Origin of the sequence: Flammeovirga aprica JL-4 (assembly GCF_012844305.1) — a bacterium.
Taxonomy (GTDB): domain Bacteria; phylum Bacteroidota; class Bacteroidia; order Cytophagales; family Flammeovirgaceae; genus Flammeovirga; species Flammeovirga aprica.
In genome coordinates, this window is record NZ_JABANE010000078.1 from 20,616 (window position 1) to 41,195 (window position 20,580).

At 34.8% G+C, this 20,580-nt stretch carries 6 protein-coding genes; 5 read left to right on the forward strand and 1 reads right to left on the reverse strand.

Annotated features, from left to right (window positions below; all coding sequences use genetic code 11):
- Positions 1-424 precede the first annotated feature (424 nt).
- The 5 genes from HHU12_RS23170 to HHU12_RS23190 all read left to right on the forward strand — a co-directional run bounded on the left by HHU12_RS23170 (position 425) and on the right by HHU12_RS23190 (position 19,876).
- Positions 425-7,366 (forward strand): BspA family leucine-rich repeat surface protein, encoded by a 6,942-nt coding sequence (locus HHU12_RS23170; protein WP_169659123.1) that lies wholly within the window; start codon positions 425-427, stop codon positions 7,364-7,366.
- 482 nt (positions 7,367-7,848) lie between these two features.
- Positions 7,849-15,330 (forward strand): BspA family leucine-rich repeat surface protein, encoded by a 7,482-nt coding sequence (locus tag HHU12_RS23175; RefSeq protein ID WP_169659124.1) that lies wholly within the window; start codon positions 7,849-7,851, stop codon positions 15,328-15,330.
- A gap of 550 nt (positions 15,331-15,880) precedes the next feature.
- Positions 15,881-17,428 carry a long-chain-fatty-acid--CoA ligase gene (locus HHU12_RS23180; protein WP_169659125.1) on the forward strand — a complete coding sequence of 516 codons (1,548 nt, stop codon included), beginning with the start codon at positions 15,881-15,883 and terminating at the stop codon, positions 17,426-17,428.
- 908 nt (positions 17,429-18,336) lie between these two features.
- Positions 18,337-19,443 (forward strand): BamA/TamA family outer membrane protein, encoded by a 1,107-nt coding sequence (locus tag HHU12_RS23185; RefSeq protein WP_169659126.1) that lies wholly within the window; start codon positions 18,337-18,339, stop codon positions 19,441-19,443.
- A 163-nt stretch (positions 19,444-19,606) separates the two neighbouring features.
- On the forward strand, positions 19,607-19,876 hold the full coding sequence (locus tag HHU12_RS23190; protein WP_169659127.1) for a hypothetical protein: 270 nt from the start codon (positions 19,607-19,609) through the stop codon (positions 19,874-19,876).
- A gap of 245 nt (positions 19,877-20,121) precedes the next feature.
- Here the strand turns inward: HHU12_RS23190 and HHU12_RS23195 are convergent.
- Positions 20,122-20,580: T9SS type A sorting domain-containing protein (locus HHU12_RS23195; RefSeq protein ID WP_169659128.1), on the reverse strand; the 459-nt coding region annotated here is incomplete at its 5' end.

Consider the following 20,580-nt stretch of genomic DNA (forward strand, 5'->3'; position numbering starts at 1 on the left):
TCTTGACTTTGTATTCAAAAGCAAGAGGGCTTCTTTGATGTTCCCAAATCAAGAATATAAATCAAATGTTGTTAATGAGTGTCGTCTTGTTTGTGTCGATTCGTGTTGTGTTGTAAAATATTAACAGTTGTGTGTGGTGATAAATATTATACTTGGAGTCTAAATAATGTTAACTCAATCTAACTATTACGAACAAACTTATCAACACTTAACGTATTGATATTTTTGTCCTAAGTACTAAAGCCAACAATAACAAAATAAATAATTCTGTAACTATTTTTTGTGAGTATAACTTAAAAAAATGTATGATTAGAGGTTCTATTTCTTATATTTTTAAGGTGAAAACGCGAAACAATAATATAAGAATTAGTATTCAATAATGTTTGTCTTGGTACTTATATCCTAAATTAAAATAACCATGACTATGAGACATTTATTAATTTATTTGTTGCTCCTCCTGCCAAAATTTCTCTTTGGGCATGAAAACAATTCTGAATTTATTATTGTAGTTCAGCAAGATCAGTCACCGATTACGTTTAGTGCAAATACCCAGTCGTCTTTTGAAATAGACTGGCATAATGATGGGAATTGGGAGACGATCACAACAGCAGGGATGGAAGAAATATCCCATGAATTTGAGGGAATATTGGATACCCTCCGCATAAGAGGTGAGTTGAATCATTTATATGCACCTAGAAATATTGTTGATGTAGTTCAATGGGGAGATGTACATTTTACAAGTATGGAACATTCTTTTCAACATTGTTTACTGCTGGAATCATTTTCGGCACAAGACTTACCTGATTTATCTGATGTTGCCAACATGAATTTTATTTTCAGTGGGAGTCAAGTTTTCAATGGAGATTTGAGTCAATGGGATGTTTCAACAATCCAAACATTTCGATCTGCTTTTTATAGAGCAACGAATTTTAATGGAGATCTAAGTAATTGGAATGTTTCCTCTGCAACCAATATGAGACATATGTTTGATCAAGCGACTTCTTTTAATGGAGATTTAAGCTCTTGGGATGTATCTTCAGTTGTAAACATGATAGATATGTTTGTCGACAGTGGTCTATCAACGGATAATTATGATCGCCTTTTAAAGAGTTGGAGTAAACTACCTAATTTATCCAATGGTGTTCAATTAGATGCATCAGCTGAGTATTGTGAAGCGGCCACAGAAAGACAGACATTAATAGACGACTTTGGCTGGGTTATTAATGATGGTGGCCAATGCGAAGAAGTTTTATCAGAACATTTTGTCATTGTGGTTGATGGCAGTACAAATGAAATAATTTTCCCATCTGTAAGTACAGCATCATCCTTTGATATTGATTGGGAAAATAATGGTAATTGGGAAACCATCACAACCAATGGTACTATATCCCATACATATACAACAGCACCAGATACCATCCGTATACGAGGTGAGTTAAATCACTTTGAAGCTCCTAAAAGTATTATTGATGTAGTACAATGGGGGGCAACTAATTTTACTTCATTGACAGAAAGTTTTAAGGATTGTGTTAAAATAGAAAAATTCACAGCAAGTGATCTACCTGATTTATCTTCTGTCACAGAAATGCGTTCAATGTTTAATAGAGCGATTTCTTTTAATGGAGATCTGAGTTTATGGGATGTGTCTTCAGTCCGTAAACTGAGTGGATTATTTAGTAGAGCGATTTCTTTTAATGGAGATTTAAGCTCTTGGGATGTCTCTTCTGTCACAAATATGGAATGGATGTTTGAAAAAGCCGAATCCTTTAATGGAGATATAAGTTCATGGGATGTTTCTTCAGTTACGAATATGTATGGTATGTTTCGAGGAAACACATCCTTTAATAATGATTTAAGTTTATGGAATGTATCCTCAGTAGCAGATATGAGAGTTATGTTTACGAATAGTGGCCTATCATCTGATAACTATGATCGCTTATTAAAGGGATGGAGTGCATTACCCGAATTAATAGAAGGAGTACAATTAGATGCATCAGTAGAGTATTGTGAAGCACAAGCAGAAAGACAGTCATTGATCGATAATTTTGGCTGGATTATTAATGATGGCGGATTTTATTGTGACGAGAATCTTTTTGCAAAAGATTTTGTCATTGTAGTTGATGGCAGTACAACCGAAATAAGTTTTCCGTCAGTGAGTACAGGGTCATCCTTTGCTATTGATTGGGAAAATAATGGCAATTGGGAAACAATTACAACCAATGGATCAATATCCCATTCATATACAACAGCTCCTGATACCATCCGCATAAGAGGAGAGTTAAATCACTTTGAAGCTCCCAAAAGTATTATTGATGTAGTGCAATGGGGATCGACTCATTTTACTTCCATGTCAAAATCGTTTTATGATTGTGAAAAAATAGAAAAATTCACAGCGACTGACCTACCAGATTTATCTTCTGTCACTACAATGAAAGAAATGTTTAGTGACGCTACTTCTTTTAATGGAGACCTAAGTTTATGGGATGTTTCCTCCGTTACAGATATGAGTTTTATGTTTTCTACAGCTTTATTCTTTAATGGCAATATAAGCTCATGGGATGTGTCATCTGTTATGAGAATGGAATGGATGTTTAGGGATGCTTCATCTTTTAATGGCGATCTGAGTTTATGGGATGTCTCTTCTGTTACGACTATGGAAGGGATGTTTAGTGGAGCTTCATCTTTTGCTGGGGATTTAAGTTCATGGAATGTCTCTTCTGTCACAGATATGTCTGATATGTTTTGCTTTGTGTCTTCCTCATTTAATAGTGATTTAAGCACGTGGGATGTTTCATCTGTTACTGATATGGCTGGTATGTTTTGTTTTACATCCTCATTTAATAGCGATTTAAGTTCATGGGATGTATCTTCTGTTACAACTATGATGTGGATGTTTCACAATGCAACTTCATTTAACGGCGATTTAAGTTCATGGGACGTTTCATCTGTTAAAATTATGAGTGATATGTTTACGGCCAGTGGCCTGTCAACGGATAATTATGATCGTCTATTAATGGGTTGGAGTGCATTACCGGAATTAGAAAATGGAGTACAATTAGATGCATCAGTGGAGTATTGTGAGTCATATTCAGAAAGGCAGTCATTGATCGATAAGTTTGGCTGGATCATCAATGATGGAGGCTTATGTGCAGAAGTTGTAGCAAAAGATTTTATCATTGTAGTTGATGGCAGTACAACCGAAATCAATTTTCCGTCAGTGAGTACAGCGTCATCCTTTGCTATTGATTGGGAAAATAATGGCAATTGGGAGACTATTACAACCAATGGATCAATATCCCATTCCTATATAACAGCTCCTGATACCATCCGCATAAGAGGAGAGTTAAATCACTTTGAAGCTCCCAAAAGTATTATTGATGTAGTGCAATGGGGATCGACCCATTTTACTTCTATGGTAAAATCGTTTTTTGATTGCGACAAAATAGAGAAATTCACAGCAACAGATGTCCCTGACTTATCCAATGTTACGGATATGACCCAGATGTTTGCTGAAGCATCCTTCTTTAATGGTGATATAAGTAATTGGGACGTATCCTCCGTCGAAAAAATGGGAAGTGTTTTTGCTGAAGCATCCTCCTTTAATGGAGATTTAAGTAATTGGGATGTCTCTTCCGTCGTCACTATGGGCAGGATGTTTTATCAAGCATCCTCCTTTAATGGCGATATAAGTAATTGGGATGTCTCTTCCGTAGGGTATATGGGTTGGATGTTTCATCAAGCGTCTTTATTTAATGGTGATTTAAGTAACTGGGATGTATCCAAAGTAACCGGGATGGTCAACATGTTTACCGAAAGTGGCCTGTCAACGGATAATTATGATCGCTTATTAATAGGTTGGAGTGAACTGCCAGAATTAAAAAGCGGAGTACAATTAGATGTATCAGTGGAATATTGTGAGTCATATTCAGAAAGGGAGTCATTGATCGATAAGTTTGGCTGGATCATCAATGATGGAGGCTTATGTGTAGAGGTTGTAGCAAAAGATTTTGTCATTGTAGTTGATGGCAGTACAACTGAAATTAATTTTGCATCAGTAAGTACAGCGTCATCCTTTGCTATTGATTGGGAAAATAATGGTAATTGGGTAACAATTACAACCAATGGATCAATATCCCATTCATATACAACAGCACCAGATACCATTCGCATAAGAGGTGAGTTAAATCACTTTCAAGCTCCCAAAAGTATTATTGATGTAGTGCAATGGGGATCAACCCATTTTACCTCCATGACAGCAAGTTTTAAGGATTGTGATAAAATACAAAAATTCACAGCGAGCGATCTACCCGATTTATCTTCTGTCATAGATATGTCTTCTATGTTTAATGGTGCTACTTCTATTAATGCAGATTTAAGCACCTGGGATGTCTCTTCTGTTATAGATATGTCTTCCATGTTTAATGGTGCTACTTCTGTTAATGCAGATTTAAACACTTGGGATGTCTCCTCTGTCACAGATATGTCTTATATGTTTGACAGAGCAAGTTCTTTTAATGGAGATCTAAGTACCTGGGATGTCTCTTCTGTTAAGAATATGACCTCTATGTTTTACCGAGCTACCTCTTTTAATGGCGATTTAAGTAGCTGGGACGTTTCTTCTGTTGAGTGGATGGGTTATATGTTTAGTGAAGCCACCACCTTTATTGGCAATTTAAGTAGTTGGGATGTCTCATCTGTCGTATTTATGTCTTCTATGTTTAATGGTGCTACATCATTTAATGATGATTTAAGTAGTTGGAATGTCTCTTCCGTGGGATATATGTCTGGTATGTTTGTGGGTAGTAGCCTATCGACAGATAATTATGATCTTTTATTAAAGGGTTGGAGCGCATTACCTGCATTAACAAATGGCGTAAACTTAGATGTATCAGTGGAGTATTGTGAGTCATATTCAGAAAGGCAGTCATTAATCGATAAGTTTGGCTGGGTAATCAATGATGGAGGTATATGTGCAGAGGTTGTAGCCAAAGACTTGGTCATTGTAGTTGATGGAAGTACAACTGAAATAAATTTTCCTTCAGTGAGTACTGCATCATCCTTTGCTATTGACTGGGAAAATAATGATAATTGGGAAACAATTACAACTAATGGAACTTTAGCACATTCCTATACAACTACTCCTGATACGATCCGCCTAAGAGGCGAGTTAAATCACTTCCAAGCTCCTGTGAGTATAATAGATGTAGTACAATGGGGGTCGACTAATTTTACTTCTATGTCGAATTCATTTTATAAATGTGACAAAATAGAGAGATTCACAGCCACAGATGTTCCTGATTTATCTTCTGTAGAGAATATGCCTGGGATGTTTTATGAGGCATCTTCTTTTAATGGTGATTTAAGTGGTTGGGATGTCTCCTCTGTCGTAAGTATGGCGGGTATGTTTGAAAGAGCTGCTTCCTTTAATGGCGATATAAGTAACTGGGATGTCTCCTCCGTTACGAGTATGAGTTGGATGTTTTCAGAAGCTACTTCCTTTAATGGTGATTTAAGCTTATGGAACGTTTCTTCCGTGGGATATATGAACAGGATGTTTACCGACAGTGGGCTATCAACGGATAATTATGATCTTTTATTAAAGGGTTGGAGTGCATTACCGGCATTAAAAAATGGCGTAAACTTAGATGTATCGGTGGAGTACTGTGAGGCGTCAGCAGAAAGACAGTCATTGATAGATAACTATGGCTGGATCATCAATGATGGTGGTTTTTTCTGTGAAGATGATATTTCAGCAGAAGATTTTGTCATTGTAGTTGATGGAAGCACAACCAGAATAAATTTCCCTTCAGTGAGCACAGCATCATCTTTTGATATTGATTGGGAAAATAATGACAATTGGGAAACAATTACAACCAATGGAACTTTGTCACATTCCTATACAACTACTCCCGATACAATACGTATCAGAGGCGAGTTAAATCACTTTGCAGCCCCTAAGAGTATTATTGATGTAGTGCAATGGGGATCAACTCATCTTACTTCTATGTCAACATCGTTTTATGAATGCGATAAAATAGAAAAATTTACAGCCACAGACGTCCCTGATTTATCTTCCGTCACGGATATGAATACTATGTTTCGAGGAGCAAGTTCTTTTAATGGTGATTTAAGCTTATGGGATGTTTCTTCAGTCACGAATATGTCTTTAATGTTTGTAGATGCAAGTTCCTTTAATGGTGATTTAAGCTTATGGGATGTCTCCTCCGTTAGTAGTATGAGTTGGATGTTCCAAGGAGCGACTTCCTTTAATGGCGATTTAAGCAGTTGGGATGTCTCTTCGGTAACGGATATGCGCTCTATGTTTTATGCAGTGACTTCTTTTAATGGTGATATAAGTAATTGGGATGTCTCTTCGGTAACGAATATGAGTTCTATGTTCAATGGAGCAACTTCCTTTAATGGTGATATAAGTAATTGGGATGTCTCTTCGGTAACGAACATGTCTTTTATCTTTTATGGAACTACTTCCTTTAATGGTGATATAAGTAATTGGGATGTCTCTTCGGTAACGAATATGAGTTCTATGTTTGATTATGCGAGCTCTTTTAATGGTGATATAAGTAATTGGGATGTCTCTTCGGTAACGGATATACGTTCTATGTTCAATGCAGCGACTTCTTTTAATGGCGATATAAGTAATTGGGATGTCTCTTCGGTCTCGGATATGCGTTCTATGTTCCAAGGAGCGACTTCCTTTAATGGCGATATAAGTAATTGGGATGTCTCTTCGGTCTTGGATATGCGTTCTATGTTCCAAGGAGCGACTTCTTTTAATGGCGATATAAGTAATTGGGATGTCTCTTTCGTTAGTGGTATGGGGTATATGTTTTATAATGCTACTTCTTTTAATGGCAATTTAAGCTTATGGGATGTATCCAAAGTGACTGTGATGGACAATATGTTTATAAGTAGTGGATTATCAACGGATAATTATGATAGCTTATTAGTAGGGTGGAGTACATTACCGGCATTAAAAACATTCGTAAACTTAGGTGTATCAGCGGGGTATTGTACTGCACAAGCAGAAAGACAGTACTTGATAGATTACTACAATTGGACTATCAATGATCTAGGAGAAAACTGCTCCTCTACAAATGCTCGATCAATCATGAATTCAGAAGCTCTAAAAGGAGTATCAGGTTCGTCTATTTCAGATTTGGCTGGAGATATAGAGTGGATACTGTATGATTTTAGTGGTCAACTAATTGACAAAGGATCACTCACTCTTCAAAATGGGGAAGCATTCAGATGGCAGAATCTACAAACCCAGTATCAAAAAGCAGGTATCTTAAGGGTTTTTGATCGTAATGGAAATGTGTCTGTGATCAAATTTATCAAAGAGTAAACTTTTATTCTACCTTAAATTGATTAAATAAATGATGTTTGAATAATTACGTTATTAGTAATTAACTATTCCAAAGCCTTCTTGCCTTTGTATTCAAAGGCAAGAAGGCTTCTTTTTGAAGTGCTCAACTCAAATAATTATGTGTTATTAATGAGTATTTCTTTGTTGATTAACATTAACAATTACTTGTGGTGATAAATATTATGCTAGGAGTCTAAATAATGTAAACTCAATCTAAACTATTTAAGAACAAACTTATCAACATTTAATGTATTGGTATTTTTGTCCTAAGTACTAAAGCCAACAATAATAAAATAAATAATTCTGTAACTATTTTTTGTAAGTATAACTTTAAAAAATGTATGAATAGAGGTTCTATTGCTAGTTTTTTAAAGACAGTATTTTCGAAACAGTAAATAAGAATTAGTATTCAATAATGTTTGTCTTGGTACTTATATCCTAAATTAAAATAACCTAAGACTATGAGACATTTATTTATTTATTTGTTATTCCTCTTACCAAAATTTCTCTTAGCACAAGAGAACAGTTCTGAATTTATTATTGTAGTTCAGCAAGATCAGTCACCGATTACGTTTAGTGCAAACACCCAGTCGTCTTTTGAAATAGACTGGCATAATGATGGGAATTGGGAGACGATCACAACAGCAGGATTGGAAGAAATATCCCATGAATTTGAGGGAGTATTGGATACCCTTCGCATAAGAGGAGAATTGAATCATTTTAAAGCCCCCAAAAATATTATTGATGTAGTACAGTGGGGAGATGTGCATTTTACAAGTATGGAATATGCCTTCCACCACTGTTTACTATTGGAATCATTTTCAGCACAAGACTTACCTGATTTATCAGATGTTACCGACCTGAATTATATTTTCAGTGGATGTAGATCCTTCAATGGAGACTTGAGTCAATGGGACGTTTCAACAATCCAAACCTTTCGGTCAGCTTTTTATAGAGCAGGGCATTTTAATGGAGATCTAAGTAATTGGAATGTTGCCGCAGCAACCAATATGAGACATATGTTTGATCGAGCGAGTTCTTTTGATGGAGATTTGAGTTCCTGGGATGTCTCTTCAGTTGTAAATATGAGTAATATGTTTACTGAAAGTGGCCTATCAACGGATAATTATGATCGCATATTAAAGGGTTGGAGTGCATTACCAGAATTAGAAGATAAAGTACAATTAGATGCATCAGTAGAGTATTGTGAGGCACAAGCAGAAAGACAGTCATTGATAGATAACTATGGCTGGACTATCAATGATGGAGGTCTATGCGAAGAGGTTTTAGCAAAAGATTTTGTCATTGTAGTAGATGGAAGTACAACCGAAATAAACTTCCCATCAGTGACCACAGCGTCATCCTTTGTTATTGATTGGGAAAATAATGGCAATTGGGAAACAATCACAACCAATGGTACTTTAGCACATTCATATACAACAGCTCCTGATACCATTCGTATAAGAGGTGAGTTAAATCACTTTGAAGCTCCCAAAAGTATTATTGATGTAGTGCAATGGGGGTCGACTCATTTTACTTCTATGGCATCATCATTTAGACGCTGTGATAAAATAGAAAAATTCACAGCCACAGATGTCCCTAATTTATCTTCGGTCACGGATATGAACACTATGTTTTATAAAGCGACTTCTTTTAATGGCGATTTAAGTAGTTGGGATGTCTCTTCCGTCACGGATATACGGGGTATGTTTTCTGAAGCTTCATCTTTTAATGGGGATATAAGTAATTGGGATGTCTCTTCAGTAACTGATATGACTAGTATGTTTCGAGACGCAAGTTCCTTTAATGGTGATATAAGCTTATGGGATGTATCTTCGGTCAAGTACCTAGGTTCAATGTTTTCGGAAGCGACTTCTTTTAATGGTGATATAAGCTTATGGGATGTTTCTTCAGTAGCATTTATGCCTAATATGTTCAACGGAGCGACATCCTTTAATGGCGATATAAGTAATTGGGATGTATCTTCTATCCATTTTATGAATGGTTTGTTTACGGACAGTGGATTATCAACGGATAATTATGATCGCATATTAAAAGGTTGGAGTGCATTACCGAAATTAGAAGATGGAGTACAATTAGATGCATCAGTAGAGTATTGTGAGTCATCAGCAGAAAGACAGTCATTGATAGATAACTATGGCTGGACTATCAATGATGGAGGTCTATGCGAGGAGGTTTTAGCAAAAGATTTTGTCATTGTAGTTGATGGAAGCACAACTGAAATAAACTTCCCATCAGTGACCACAGCGTCATCCTTTGCTATTGATTGGGAAAATAATGGCAATTGGGAAACAATCACAACCAATGGTACAATATCTCATTCATATACAACACCCCCAGATACCATTCGCATAAGAGGTGAGTTAAATCACTTTCAAGCTCCAAAAAGTATTATTGATGTAGTGCAATGGGGATCGACTAATTTTTCCTCTATGAATTCATCATTTAGTGACTGTGATAAAATAGAAAAATTCACAGCTAGTGATTTACCTGATTTATCTTCCGTCACGGATATGTCTTATATGTTTTATGAGGCATCTTCTTTTAATGGTGATCTAAGTAATTGGGATGTCTCTTCAGTAACGGATATGAATTTTATGTTTTCTGGAGCATCTTCCTTTAATGGCAATTTAAGCAATTGGGATGTCTCTTCAGTAACGAATATGTCTAATATGTTTAGTGTTGCTTCATCTTTTAATGGTGATTTAAGTAGTTGGGATGTTTCTTCAGTCACGCTTATGTATTTTATGTTTAACGGAGCTAAATCTTTTAATGGTGATTTAAGTAGTTGGGATGTTTCTTCAGTAATAAAAATGCCTGGTATGTTTCATGGAGCGACTTCCTTTAATAGAGATTTAAGTAGTTGGGATGTCTCTTCCGTCACAAATATGTCTTTTATGTTTCATAGAGCGACTTCCTTTAATAGAGATTTAAGTAGTTGGGATGTCTCTTCTGTAACTGATATGTCTTATATGTTTCATAGAGCGACTTCCTTTAATAGAGATTTAAGTAGTTGGGATGTCTCTTCTGTAACTGATATGTCTTCTATGTTTTCAGGTGCTGATTCCTTTGATGGAGATTTGAGTTCCTGGGATGTCTCTTCAGTTGTAAATATGAGTAATATGTTTACTGAAAGTGGCCTATCAACGGATAATTATGATCGCATATTAAAGGGTTGGAGTGCATTACCGTCATTAAAAAATAACGTAAACTTAGATGCATCAGTAGAGTATTGTGAGGCACAAGCAGAAAGACAGTCATTGATAGATAACTATGGCTGGATTATCAATGATGGTGGTTTTTTCTGTGAAGAGGATGTTTTAGCAGAAGATTTTGTCATTGTAGTAGATGGTAGCACAACCGAAATAAATTTCCCTTCAGTGAGTACAGCGTCATCCTTTGCTATTGATTGGGAAAATAATGGTAATTGGGAAACAATCACAACCAATGGTACAATATCTCATTCATATACAACAGCACCAGATACCATTCGCATAAGAGGTGAGTTAAATCACTTTGAAGCTCCCAAAAGTATTATCGATGTAGTGCAATGGGGGGCGACTAATTTTACTTCTATGTCATCATCGTTTTATGAATGCCATAAAATAGAAAAATTTACAGCTAGTGATTTACCTGATTTATCTTCCGTCACGGATATGTCTTCTATGTTTTATGAGACTTTGTCCTTTAATGGCAATTTAAGCTTATGGGATGTCTCTTCGGTCACGAATATGTCTTCTATGTTTCAAGGAGCGACTGCCTTTAATGGTGATTTAAGTAATTGGGATGTTTCTTCGGTCACGGATATGAACTCGATGTTTGGCGGAGCGACTGCCTTTAATGGTGATTTAAGTAATTGGGATGTTTCTTCGGTCACGGATATGAACTCGATGTTTGTCTTTCTTTACCATTTTAACGGTGATTTAAGCTTATGGGATGTCTCTTCGGTCACGGATATGTCTTATATGTTTTATCTAGCGACTTCTTTTAATGGAGATTTGAGTTCCTGGGATGTCTCTTCGGTCACGGATATGTCTTATATGTTCGATAGAGCGACTGCCTTTAATAGCGATATAAGTAATTGGGATGTCTCTTCCGTTACGGGTATGAGTAGGATGTTTACCGACAGTGGATTATCGACGGATAATTATGATCGCATATTAAAGGGTTGGAGTGCATTACCGTCATTAAAAAATAACGTAAACTTAGATGTATCAGCGGAGTATTGTGAGTCATTTGCAGAAAGACAGTCATTGGTCGATAAGTTTGGCTGGACTATCAATGATGGAGGTCTATGCGAAGAGGTTTTAGCAGAAGATTTTGTCATTGTAGTAGATGGAAGCACAACCGAAATAAGTTTCCCATCAGTGAGCACAGCATCATCCTTTGCTATTGATTGGGAAAATAATGGCAATTGGGAAACAATTACGACTAATGGAACTTTAGCACATTCATATACAACAGCTCCTGATACCATTCGCATAAGAGGTGAGTTAAATCACTTTCAAGCTCCCAAAAGTATTATCGATGTAGTGCAATGGGGATCGACTAATTTTACCTCTATGGTAAAATCGTTTTATGATTGTGAAAAACTGGAAAAATTCACTGCCACAGACGCCCCTGATTTATCTTCTGTTTCAGATATGACTCAGATGTTTGCAGAAGCATCCTCCTTCAATAGTGATTTAAGTACTTGGGATGTCTCATCTGTCGTAAAAATGGGAAGTATGTTTGCAGGAGCATCCTCTTTTAATTGTGATTTAAGGAGTTGGAATGTCTCTTCCGTCGTCACTATGGGAAGGATGTTTTATCAGGCGTCCTCTTTTAATTGTGATTTAAGTAACTGGGATGTTTCATCCGTAGGATATATGGGCTGGATGTTTCATCAAGCGTCTTTATTTAATTGTGATTTAAGTAACTGGGATGTATCCAAGGTAACATCAATGGTCAATATGTTAACCGACAGTGGCCTATCAACGGATAATTATGATCTTTTATTAAAGGGTTGGAGTGAACTGACAGAATTAAAAAATGGAGTAGAATTGGATGTATCTGTGGAGTATTGTGAATCATATGCAGAAAGACAGTCATTGATCGATAGGTTTGACTGGATAATCAATGATGGAGGCCTATGTGCAGAGGTTGTAGCAAAAGATTTTGTCATTGTAGTTGATGGCAGTACAACTGAAATAAATTTTCCATCAGTGAATACGGCATCATCCTTTGATATTGATTGGGAAAATAATGGTAATTGGGAAACAATTACAACCAATGGATCAATATCCCATTCATATACAACAGCACCAGATACCATTCGCATAAGAGGTGAGTTGAATCACTTTCAAGCTCCCAAAAGTATTATTGATGTAGTGCAATGGGGGGCGACTAATTTCACGTCTATGACGAATTCATTTTATCAATGCGACAAAATAGAGAAATTCACAGCCACAGATGTTCCTGATTTATCTTCTGTAGAGAATATGCCTTGGATGTTTTATGAAGCATCTTCTTTTAATGGTGATTTAAGTAGTTGGGATGTCTCATCTGTCGTAAGTATGGCGGGTATGTTTGAAAGAGCTGCTTCCTTTAATGGCGATATAAGTAACTGGGATGTCTCTTCCGTGACGAGTATGAGTTGGATGTTTTCAGAAGCATCTTCTTTTAATGGTGATTTAAGCTTATGGAACGTTTCTTCCGTAGGATATATGAACAGAATGTTTACCGAAAGTGGCCTATCAACGGATAATTATGATCTTTTATTAAAGGGTTGGAGTGCATTACCGGCATTAAAAAATGGCATAAACTTATATGTATCAGTGGGGTATTGTGAGTCATTTGCAGAAAGACAGTCATTGATCGATAAGTTTGGCTGGGTAATCAATGATGGAGGTATATGTTCAGAGGTTTTAGCCAAAGACTTTGTCATTGTAGTTGATGGAAGTACAACCGAAATAAATTTCCCATCAGTGAGTACAGCGTCATCCTTTGCTATTGATTGGGAAAATAATGGCAATTGGGAAACAATTACGACTAATGGAACTTTATCACATTCCTATACAGCTACTCCTAATACAATACGTATCAGAGGCGAATTAAATCACTTTGAAGCTCCCAAAAGTATTATTGATGTAGTGCAATGGGGATCGACTAATTTTACCTCTATGGCAGCAAGTTTTAAGGACTGTGCTAAAATAGAAAAATTTACAGCAACAGATGTCCCTGATTTATCTTCCGTCACGGATTTGTCTTCTATGTTTAATGGAGCTAGTTCTTTTAATAGTGATCTAAGCACCTGGAATGCATCTTCTGTCACTCGTATGGACCATATGTTTAATGGAGCCAGTTCCTTTAATGGCGATATAAGTAATTGGGATGTTTCTTTAGTATATCTAATGAATAGTATGTTTCAAGGAGCTAGTTCTTTTAATGGTGATTTAAGCTTATGGAACGTTTCTTCCGTGGGATATATGAACGATATGTTTATTGACAGTGGGCTATCAACTGATAATTATGATCTTATATTAAAGGGTTGGAGTGCATTACCCGTATTAACAAATGGCGTAAACTTAGGTGTATCGGTGGAGTACTGTGAGGCATCAGCAGAAAGACAGTCATTGATTGATAACTATGGCTGGATAATCAATGATGGTGGTTTTTTCTGTGAAGATGATATTTCAGCAGAAGATTTTGTCATTGTAGTTGATGGAAGCACAACCGAAATAAATTTTCCTTCAGTGAGTACAGCATCATCCTTTGATATTGATTGGGAAAATAATGACAATTGGGAAACAATTACAACCAATGGGACTTTATCACATTCCTATACAACTACTCCCGATACAATACGTATCAAAGGCGATTTAAATCACTTTGCAGCCCCTAAGAGTATTATTGATGTAGTGCAATGGGGATCAACTCATTTTACTTCTATGTCATCATCGTTTTATGAATGCAATAAAATAGAAGAATTCACAGCCACAGACGTCCCTGATTTATCTTCCGTCACGGATATGAACACTATGTTTCGAGGAGCAAGTTCCTTTAATGGTGATTTAAGTAATTGGGATGTCTCTTCAGTCACGAATATGTCTTTAATGTTTGTAGATGCAAGTTCCTTTAATGGTGATTTAAGTAATTGGGATGTCTCTTCCGTTAGTATTATGAGTTGGATGTTCCAAGGAGCGACTTCCTTTAATAGCGATTTAAGCAGTTGGGATGTTTCTTCGGTCACGGATATGCGTTCTATGTTTTATGGAGCGACTTCCTTTAATAGCGATTTAAGTAATTGGGATGTCTCTTCCGTTAAGGGTGTGAATATGAATTGGATGTTCAATAGAGCGACTTCCTTTAATAGCGATTTAAGTAATTGGGATGTCTCTTCCATAACAGAGATGTCTTATATGTTTTATGGAGCGACTTCCTTTAATAGAGATTTAAGTAGTTGGGATGTCTCTTCCGTAACGGATATGTCTTATATGTTTATAGACAGTGGGTTATTAACGGACAATTATGATCTCATATTAAAAGGATGGAGTGCATTACCGAAATTAGAAGATGGAGTACAATTAGGTGTATCAGCGGGGTATTGTGATGCAGAAGCAGAGAGACAGTACTTGATAAATCACTACAATTGGATTATCAATGATTTAGCAAATCACTGCTCTTCTGCAAATGCTCGATCAATCCTGAATTCAGAAACTGTAAAAGGCGTATCTGGTTCGTCTATTTCAGATTTGGCTGGAGAAATAGAATGGAAATTGTATGATTTTAGTGGTCAACTAATTGATCGAGGATCACTCACTCTTCAAAATGGTGAATTATTCAGATGGCAGAATCTACAAACCCAGTATCAAAAAGCAGGTATCTTAAGGGTTTTTGATCGTAATGGAAATGTGTCTGTGGTCAAATTTATCAGAGAGTAAACTTTTATTCTTCCTTAAAGTGATTAAATAGAGTAACGTTTAATGTTCAACGTTACTTCTAATCGAATATTTTAATGCCCTCTTGTCTTTTATGTAAAGCTGAGAGGGCTTCTTTTATGTTTAAAATCAACACCGTAGAGTAAATCCTTGCTTAAAAAGTATATATTGATTCAAGGATAGTATCAACTATTAATCATTGTTAACAATGTTATGTGGTGGTAATTATTAATATGAAAGTCTAAATAATATAATTCAGAATATGAAGGTCAGACTTATCAACACTTAATTCCTTGTATTTTTATTTATATCCAAATAAAAAATCAACAATGAGTTTTTTTCCTAATACCAAAATTACTTTTAGCAGAAGATGACCTGTATGGTAGGAATATGGCTTATGCTTATCATTCGTACTAGTTGATTTTCTACTCAAATAGTTTGGAGTACTTCTTCATTAGACTCTAGTTAATTTTTCTAGAATAAAGTTTGAAGATTTACTCTGCTAACTAAATAATAAATTGTAAATGAACTTAATCTTATAAAATCAAAGAATATGCTAAATCTATCATCAATAATTGAGTCATCAGCTTTAAAATTTCCCGATCAAATAGCTTTTAAATATCGAAATGAAGAATATTCATTTGCAGAAATAAATGCTACAGCAAATAAAGTAGCGAATGCTCTTTCAAAATTAGGTTTAAAAAAAGGTGATAAAGTTGCACTAAGTTGTGTGAATATACCCTACTTTCCTATTATTTATTACGGTATTCTGAAAGCGGGTTTAGTAGTCGTTCCACTAAATATAAATTTAAAAACAGAAGAAATAATTTATCATCTTAAAAATAGTGAGTCTAAGGTATATTTTTGTTTCTCGGGCACTGATGAAGTAGAAATGGCTAAAATGGGTTATGAAGCATTTAAGAAAGTTGATGAATGCCTTGAGTTTATAACAATAATGCCAAGCAGAAAAAGTTATAGTTTTCTGTCTTTTGAAGAGTTAATTGCTGATGAATCAACAATCTTTGAAACTTCAGAAACTCACAGTAATGATACAGCAGTAATTATTTATACTTCTGGTACTACAGGTAATCCAAAGGGAGCTGAATTAACCCATTTCAACCTATTAATGAACTCAAAAATTTGTAAAGAACTTTTTCACATTAGTGAAAATGATACTCAGCTTATTGTATTGCCTTTGTTTCATATTTTTGCAATGACTGTATTGATGAATTCAGGTGTTTTATCAGGGTGTTGTAATATTTTAGTCCCAAAATTTAGAGAGGAAACAATCCTTCAACTTTTTCAAAAACATGAAGTGACAGTTTTTGCTGGTGTTCCTACTATGTATTTGAGGCTAACAGCATATCAACCAAGCCAGATAGATTTGGCATTAATTTCAAAAAAGCTACGCTTATGTATTTCTGGTGGAGCATCACTACCTGTTAGTGCTATTGAAGAATTTGAACAAAAATTTAATGTGCCAATTATAGAAGGTTATGGTATGTCAGAGGGATCTCCTGTTGTTACATTTAATGTAAATGAGGAATTAAGAAAAATGGGATCAATTGGAGTACCTGTTTATGGAGTAGAGGTGAAGATTGTTGATAAAGCTGGAAATGAAGTCCCAATTGGAACAAAAGGAGAGCTTTGGTATCGAGGTCATAATGTAATGAAGGGGTATTATAAAAATCAAAATGCAACGGCAGAAACAATTACAAACGGCTGGTTGCACTCTGGAGATATTGCGGTAAAAGATGAAGATGGTTTTTATTTTATTGTCGACAGAGCGAAAGATATTATTATTAGTGGGGGTGTTAATATTTATCCAAGAGAAGTTGAAGATGTGATTATGAAACATGAAGCAGTAAGTATGGTGGCTGTTATAGGTGTACCAGATGAAATAATGGGTGAAAATGTTAAAGCATATGTCGTATTAAAAAATAACCAGAAACTGAATGAAGAAGAACTAATAATTTTCCTAAAACAGAAAATAGCATCTTATAAGTCTCCAAGATCAATAGAATTTTTGGAAACTTTACCTATGAATGCTACAGGAAAAATTCTAAAAAAGAAATTGAGGAAAAAAGCAATTCTATGGTAATAAGTAACGAAATTTTATGGTTCCACAGGGATAAAAGTTTTTTATCATGTAATGGGTGATTCAAAGATTTTAACTAAGAGTAATTTGAAATTAAAGAACAATAACGCAATTAACCTTTGTTAACATTAGGAAGTGGTGGATAATAACATAGTACAGGTCTAATAACTGTATGTATATAGGTGAAATATGTTTTATTTTATGACTACAACTTTTTCTAATTTTAGAGTAATCTTGGTATAGAGTAAGAACAAAGACAAAACTATTTGATACTATTTTTTTATTGTTTTGTGATTACCATAAAAAAATGATCAATAGAAGAAACACAAGTCTAATGTTTTTTCGCTAAGTACTCATAAAAAATAAAGTACTTAACTTATACATTGAGGTGATTTTTTGATGTCCTTTTTTAAAGCTTAAGTACTGTGACAAAAGAAATGGGACAATTTTAGGTTGTTATTTTTTATTCTAATCGAGGCAGATTTGCAGAGCATAACCGTAGTTACGTGATAAAAATCTAACGAAGATTAGGATAAAAAAGATAAGATCAAATGTTCGATTACTTTTGTCCTAGTACTTATGTACTAGGACAGAAGAAAAGGGTTAATTTAAGTTTAATATTTTTTATTCTAATCAAGGCAGATTTGTAGAGCATAGCCTTAGTTAAGCGATAATAATCTAACGAAGAGTAGTATGAAAAAGATTAGATAAAATGTCCGTTTATTTTTGTCTTAGTACTTATCCTAGCTCAATAATTCTTTACTAAAGAATGTTCTCTTTACATACTATCACGGTAAATAAGTGATGCTTTAAAAACTTCATCTTAATGAGACCAACATTTTTTAATCTATTGCTTCGGTATCATCTATAAATACCGTTAATCGTAATATTGTTAATAATTTTTTTTAAAAATGAATTTCAAACTATTCTCCTTTGTAATATTATTACTGTCTTTTTTTGTGAAATGTAACGCACAATCAGAAATAGATACAATATACAGACACCAATTTACAGTATTCCCTTATCCGGCTTATGCTCAGGAAACTAGTTGGGAATTTGGAGCGGTTAGTATTTATCAATTTAAGCTAGCAAATGCAACTTTTAATACAAGGCCTTCTAATCTGGATTTCGTTGGTTTTTATACATTAGAAAACCAGATGCGCATTAGACTTAGACATACAATATTTACTAAAGATGAGAATTGGGTATTTGAAGGATTGGCGGATTATGCCAAGTACCCAGAGAAATACTATGGAGTAGGTAATAATACACCTATAGATAATGAGCAACTAATGAGTTGGTCAAAAATAGAGTTCAGACAACAACTCCTAAAAAAACTTCATGACAAGATGTTTTTAGGTTTACAATACAGGATAGTTAATTTTTGGGAAATTAGTGTAGAAAATCGAGCAGATGGTACAGGAAGTTTAGAAGAGATACCAGGGTACCAAGGTGGTGTAAACTCTGGTGTTGGAGTAGTATATAAATGGGATAAAAGAAACTATGTACTAGCCCCTACAAAAGGTCATTTCATTGAATTAAGGGCAGTAACTTATACGAATTGGTTGGGAAGCAATTATTTATTCAATACTATAGAACTTGATATGAGAAAATATTTTTCGCTTAATCCAAGAAAACCGCATAATACAGTTCTTGCATTTCAAGGTATATTAAATCAAAGTTATGGTACTGTACCTTTTAGGGAATTATCTCTAATGGGCGGGTTTGTTATGATGCGAGGAGTTTACCAAGGGAGGTTTAGAGATAATCATATAATGGCTTTTCAGAGTGAACTTAGACAGCATCTGTTCTGGAGAATAGGAATGACAGCTTTTTTTTCCATCGCACAGGTATCACCAAATTGGAACTCTTTTCAAATTGGGCAATTTAAACTTGCAGGAGGAGCAGGATTCAGATTACTTATAAATAAAGATGATCGGGCAACTTTGAGAGCTGATTATGGATTAGGACCTGATGGAAGTTCTGGTTTGTATCTTACATTAGGGGAAGCTTTTTAATTTTTCGTTTAAAATTAAAAAGAAATTATTAGTCTTCGTTGTTTTGCAATGCATAACGTATAAAAGCTATTTAAAAATAGATCTTAATATTTTATATTGCATTTAGAAATAAAGGTCTGAAAGGAGATATTTAATTACCACAAAAAACAAATCCCTTCAGACCATGCATAAAGCAATACTAAATAAATATGTAACTCAGTATATTCCAAAAAATAGAAAAGAAAGAAAGCTTAAAGTTCCTTTATGGAAGTTAATGAAAGCTATTTTCTATAAAATTAAAACAGGCGTTCAATGGTATCTTTTACCTCTAAAGGAAATTTTTAAATTACTTCATTGTATTGCATCATACAAAAGATGGGAATTTATTCTCAGAAAAAAGAGAAATAATAAATCATCTTATAAAGGAAATCTTGGTGAAAGGCTAGCTATTTGATTACAAGACAATTCCTGAGTAGAAAGTATATAAAAGAACCTAAAAATGTCCAATTTGGCTTTTCGTTTTTTTATACCTACTCCCACATGAACATAAAAGTCTTATTATTTAATCATTAAATCTCCACCAAAGTTCACTAACAGAGCTAAAAAATACCCGCTAAAAAGGTAAAATACCTTATTTAGCGGGATGTTAAGCAGTTACACAAACTAATAAATACGACTTATACGCTGTCAAAAAAATACTTAATTAATGATTACCTTTTTAATAATGGTCTGAGCATTATTCTCTAAAGTCAAAATATAAATCCCTTGAGGTAAGCTAGACACATCTATTGATGTTTTTCCATTATTTATTATTTCTGTCATTTCGACTTTACCTTCTAAAGTCAATAATGTTAGTTTTATATTTTCTATGCCTGAAATCAGTACAGGGTATTCTACATTTATTATACCTGTTGCTGGGTTAGGGTAAACCTTTACTGACATCAGTTTTTCAAATTCAGAAGATGTAGGCTTTTCAATTGATTCATTGTCTAAAACGACTACTGGAATTTCCAATAGAACACTTCCTCCATTTTGATCTGTTGCCATTACTCTGAAAGTGGCCTCTCCTAACTCCTTTAATTTGAAGACTACTTTATCTTGATCAATAAATGCATCCAATTGATTTAATACTACCGTCGATAAAGAGAATGAGATAGA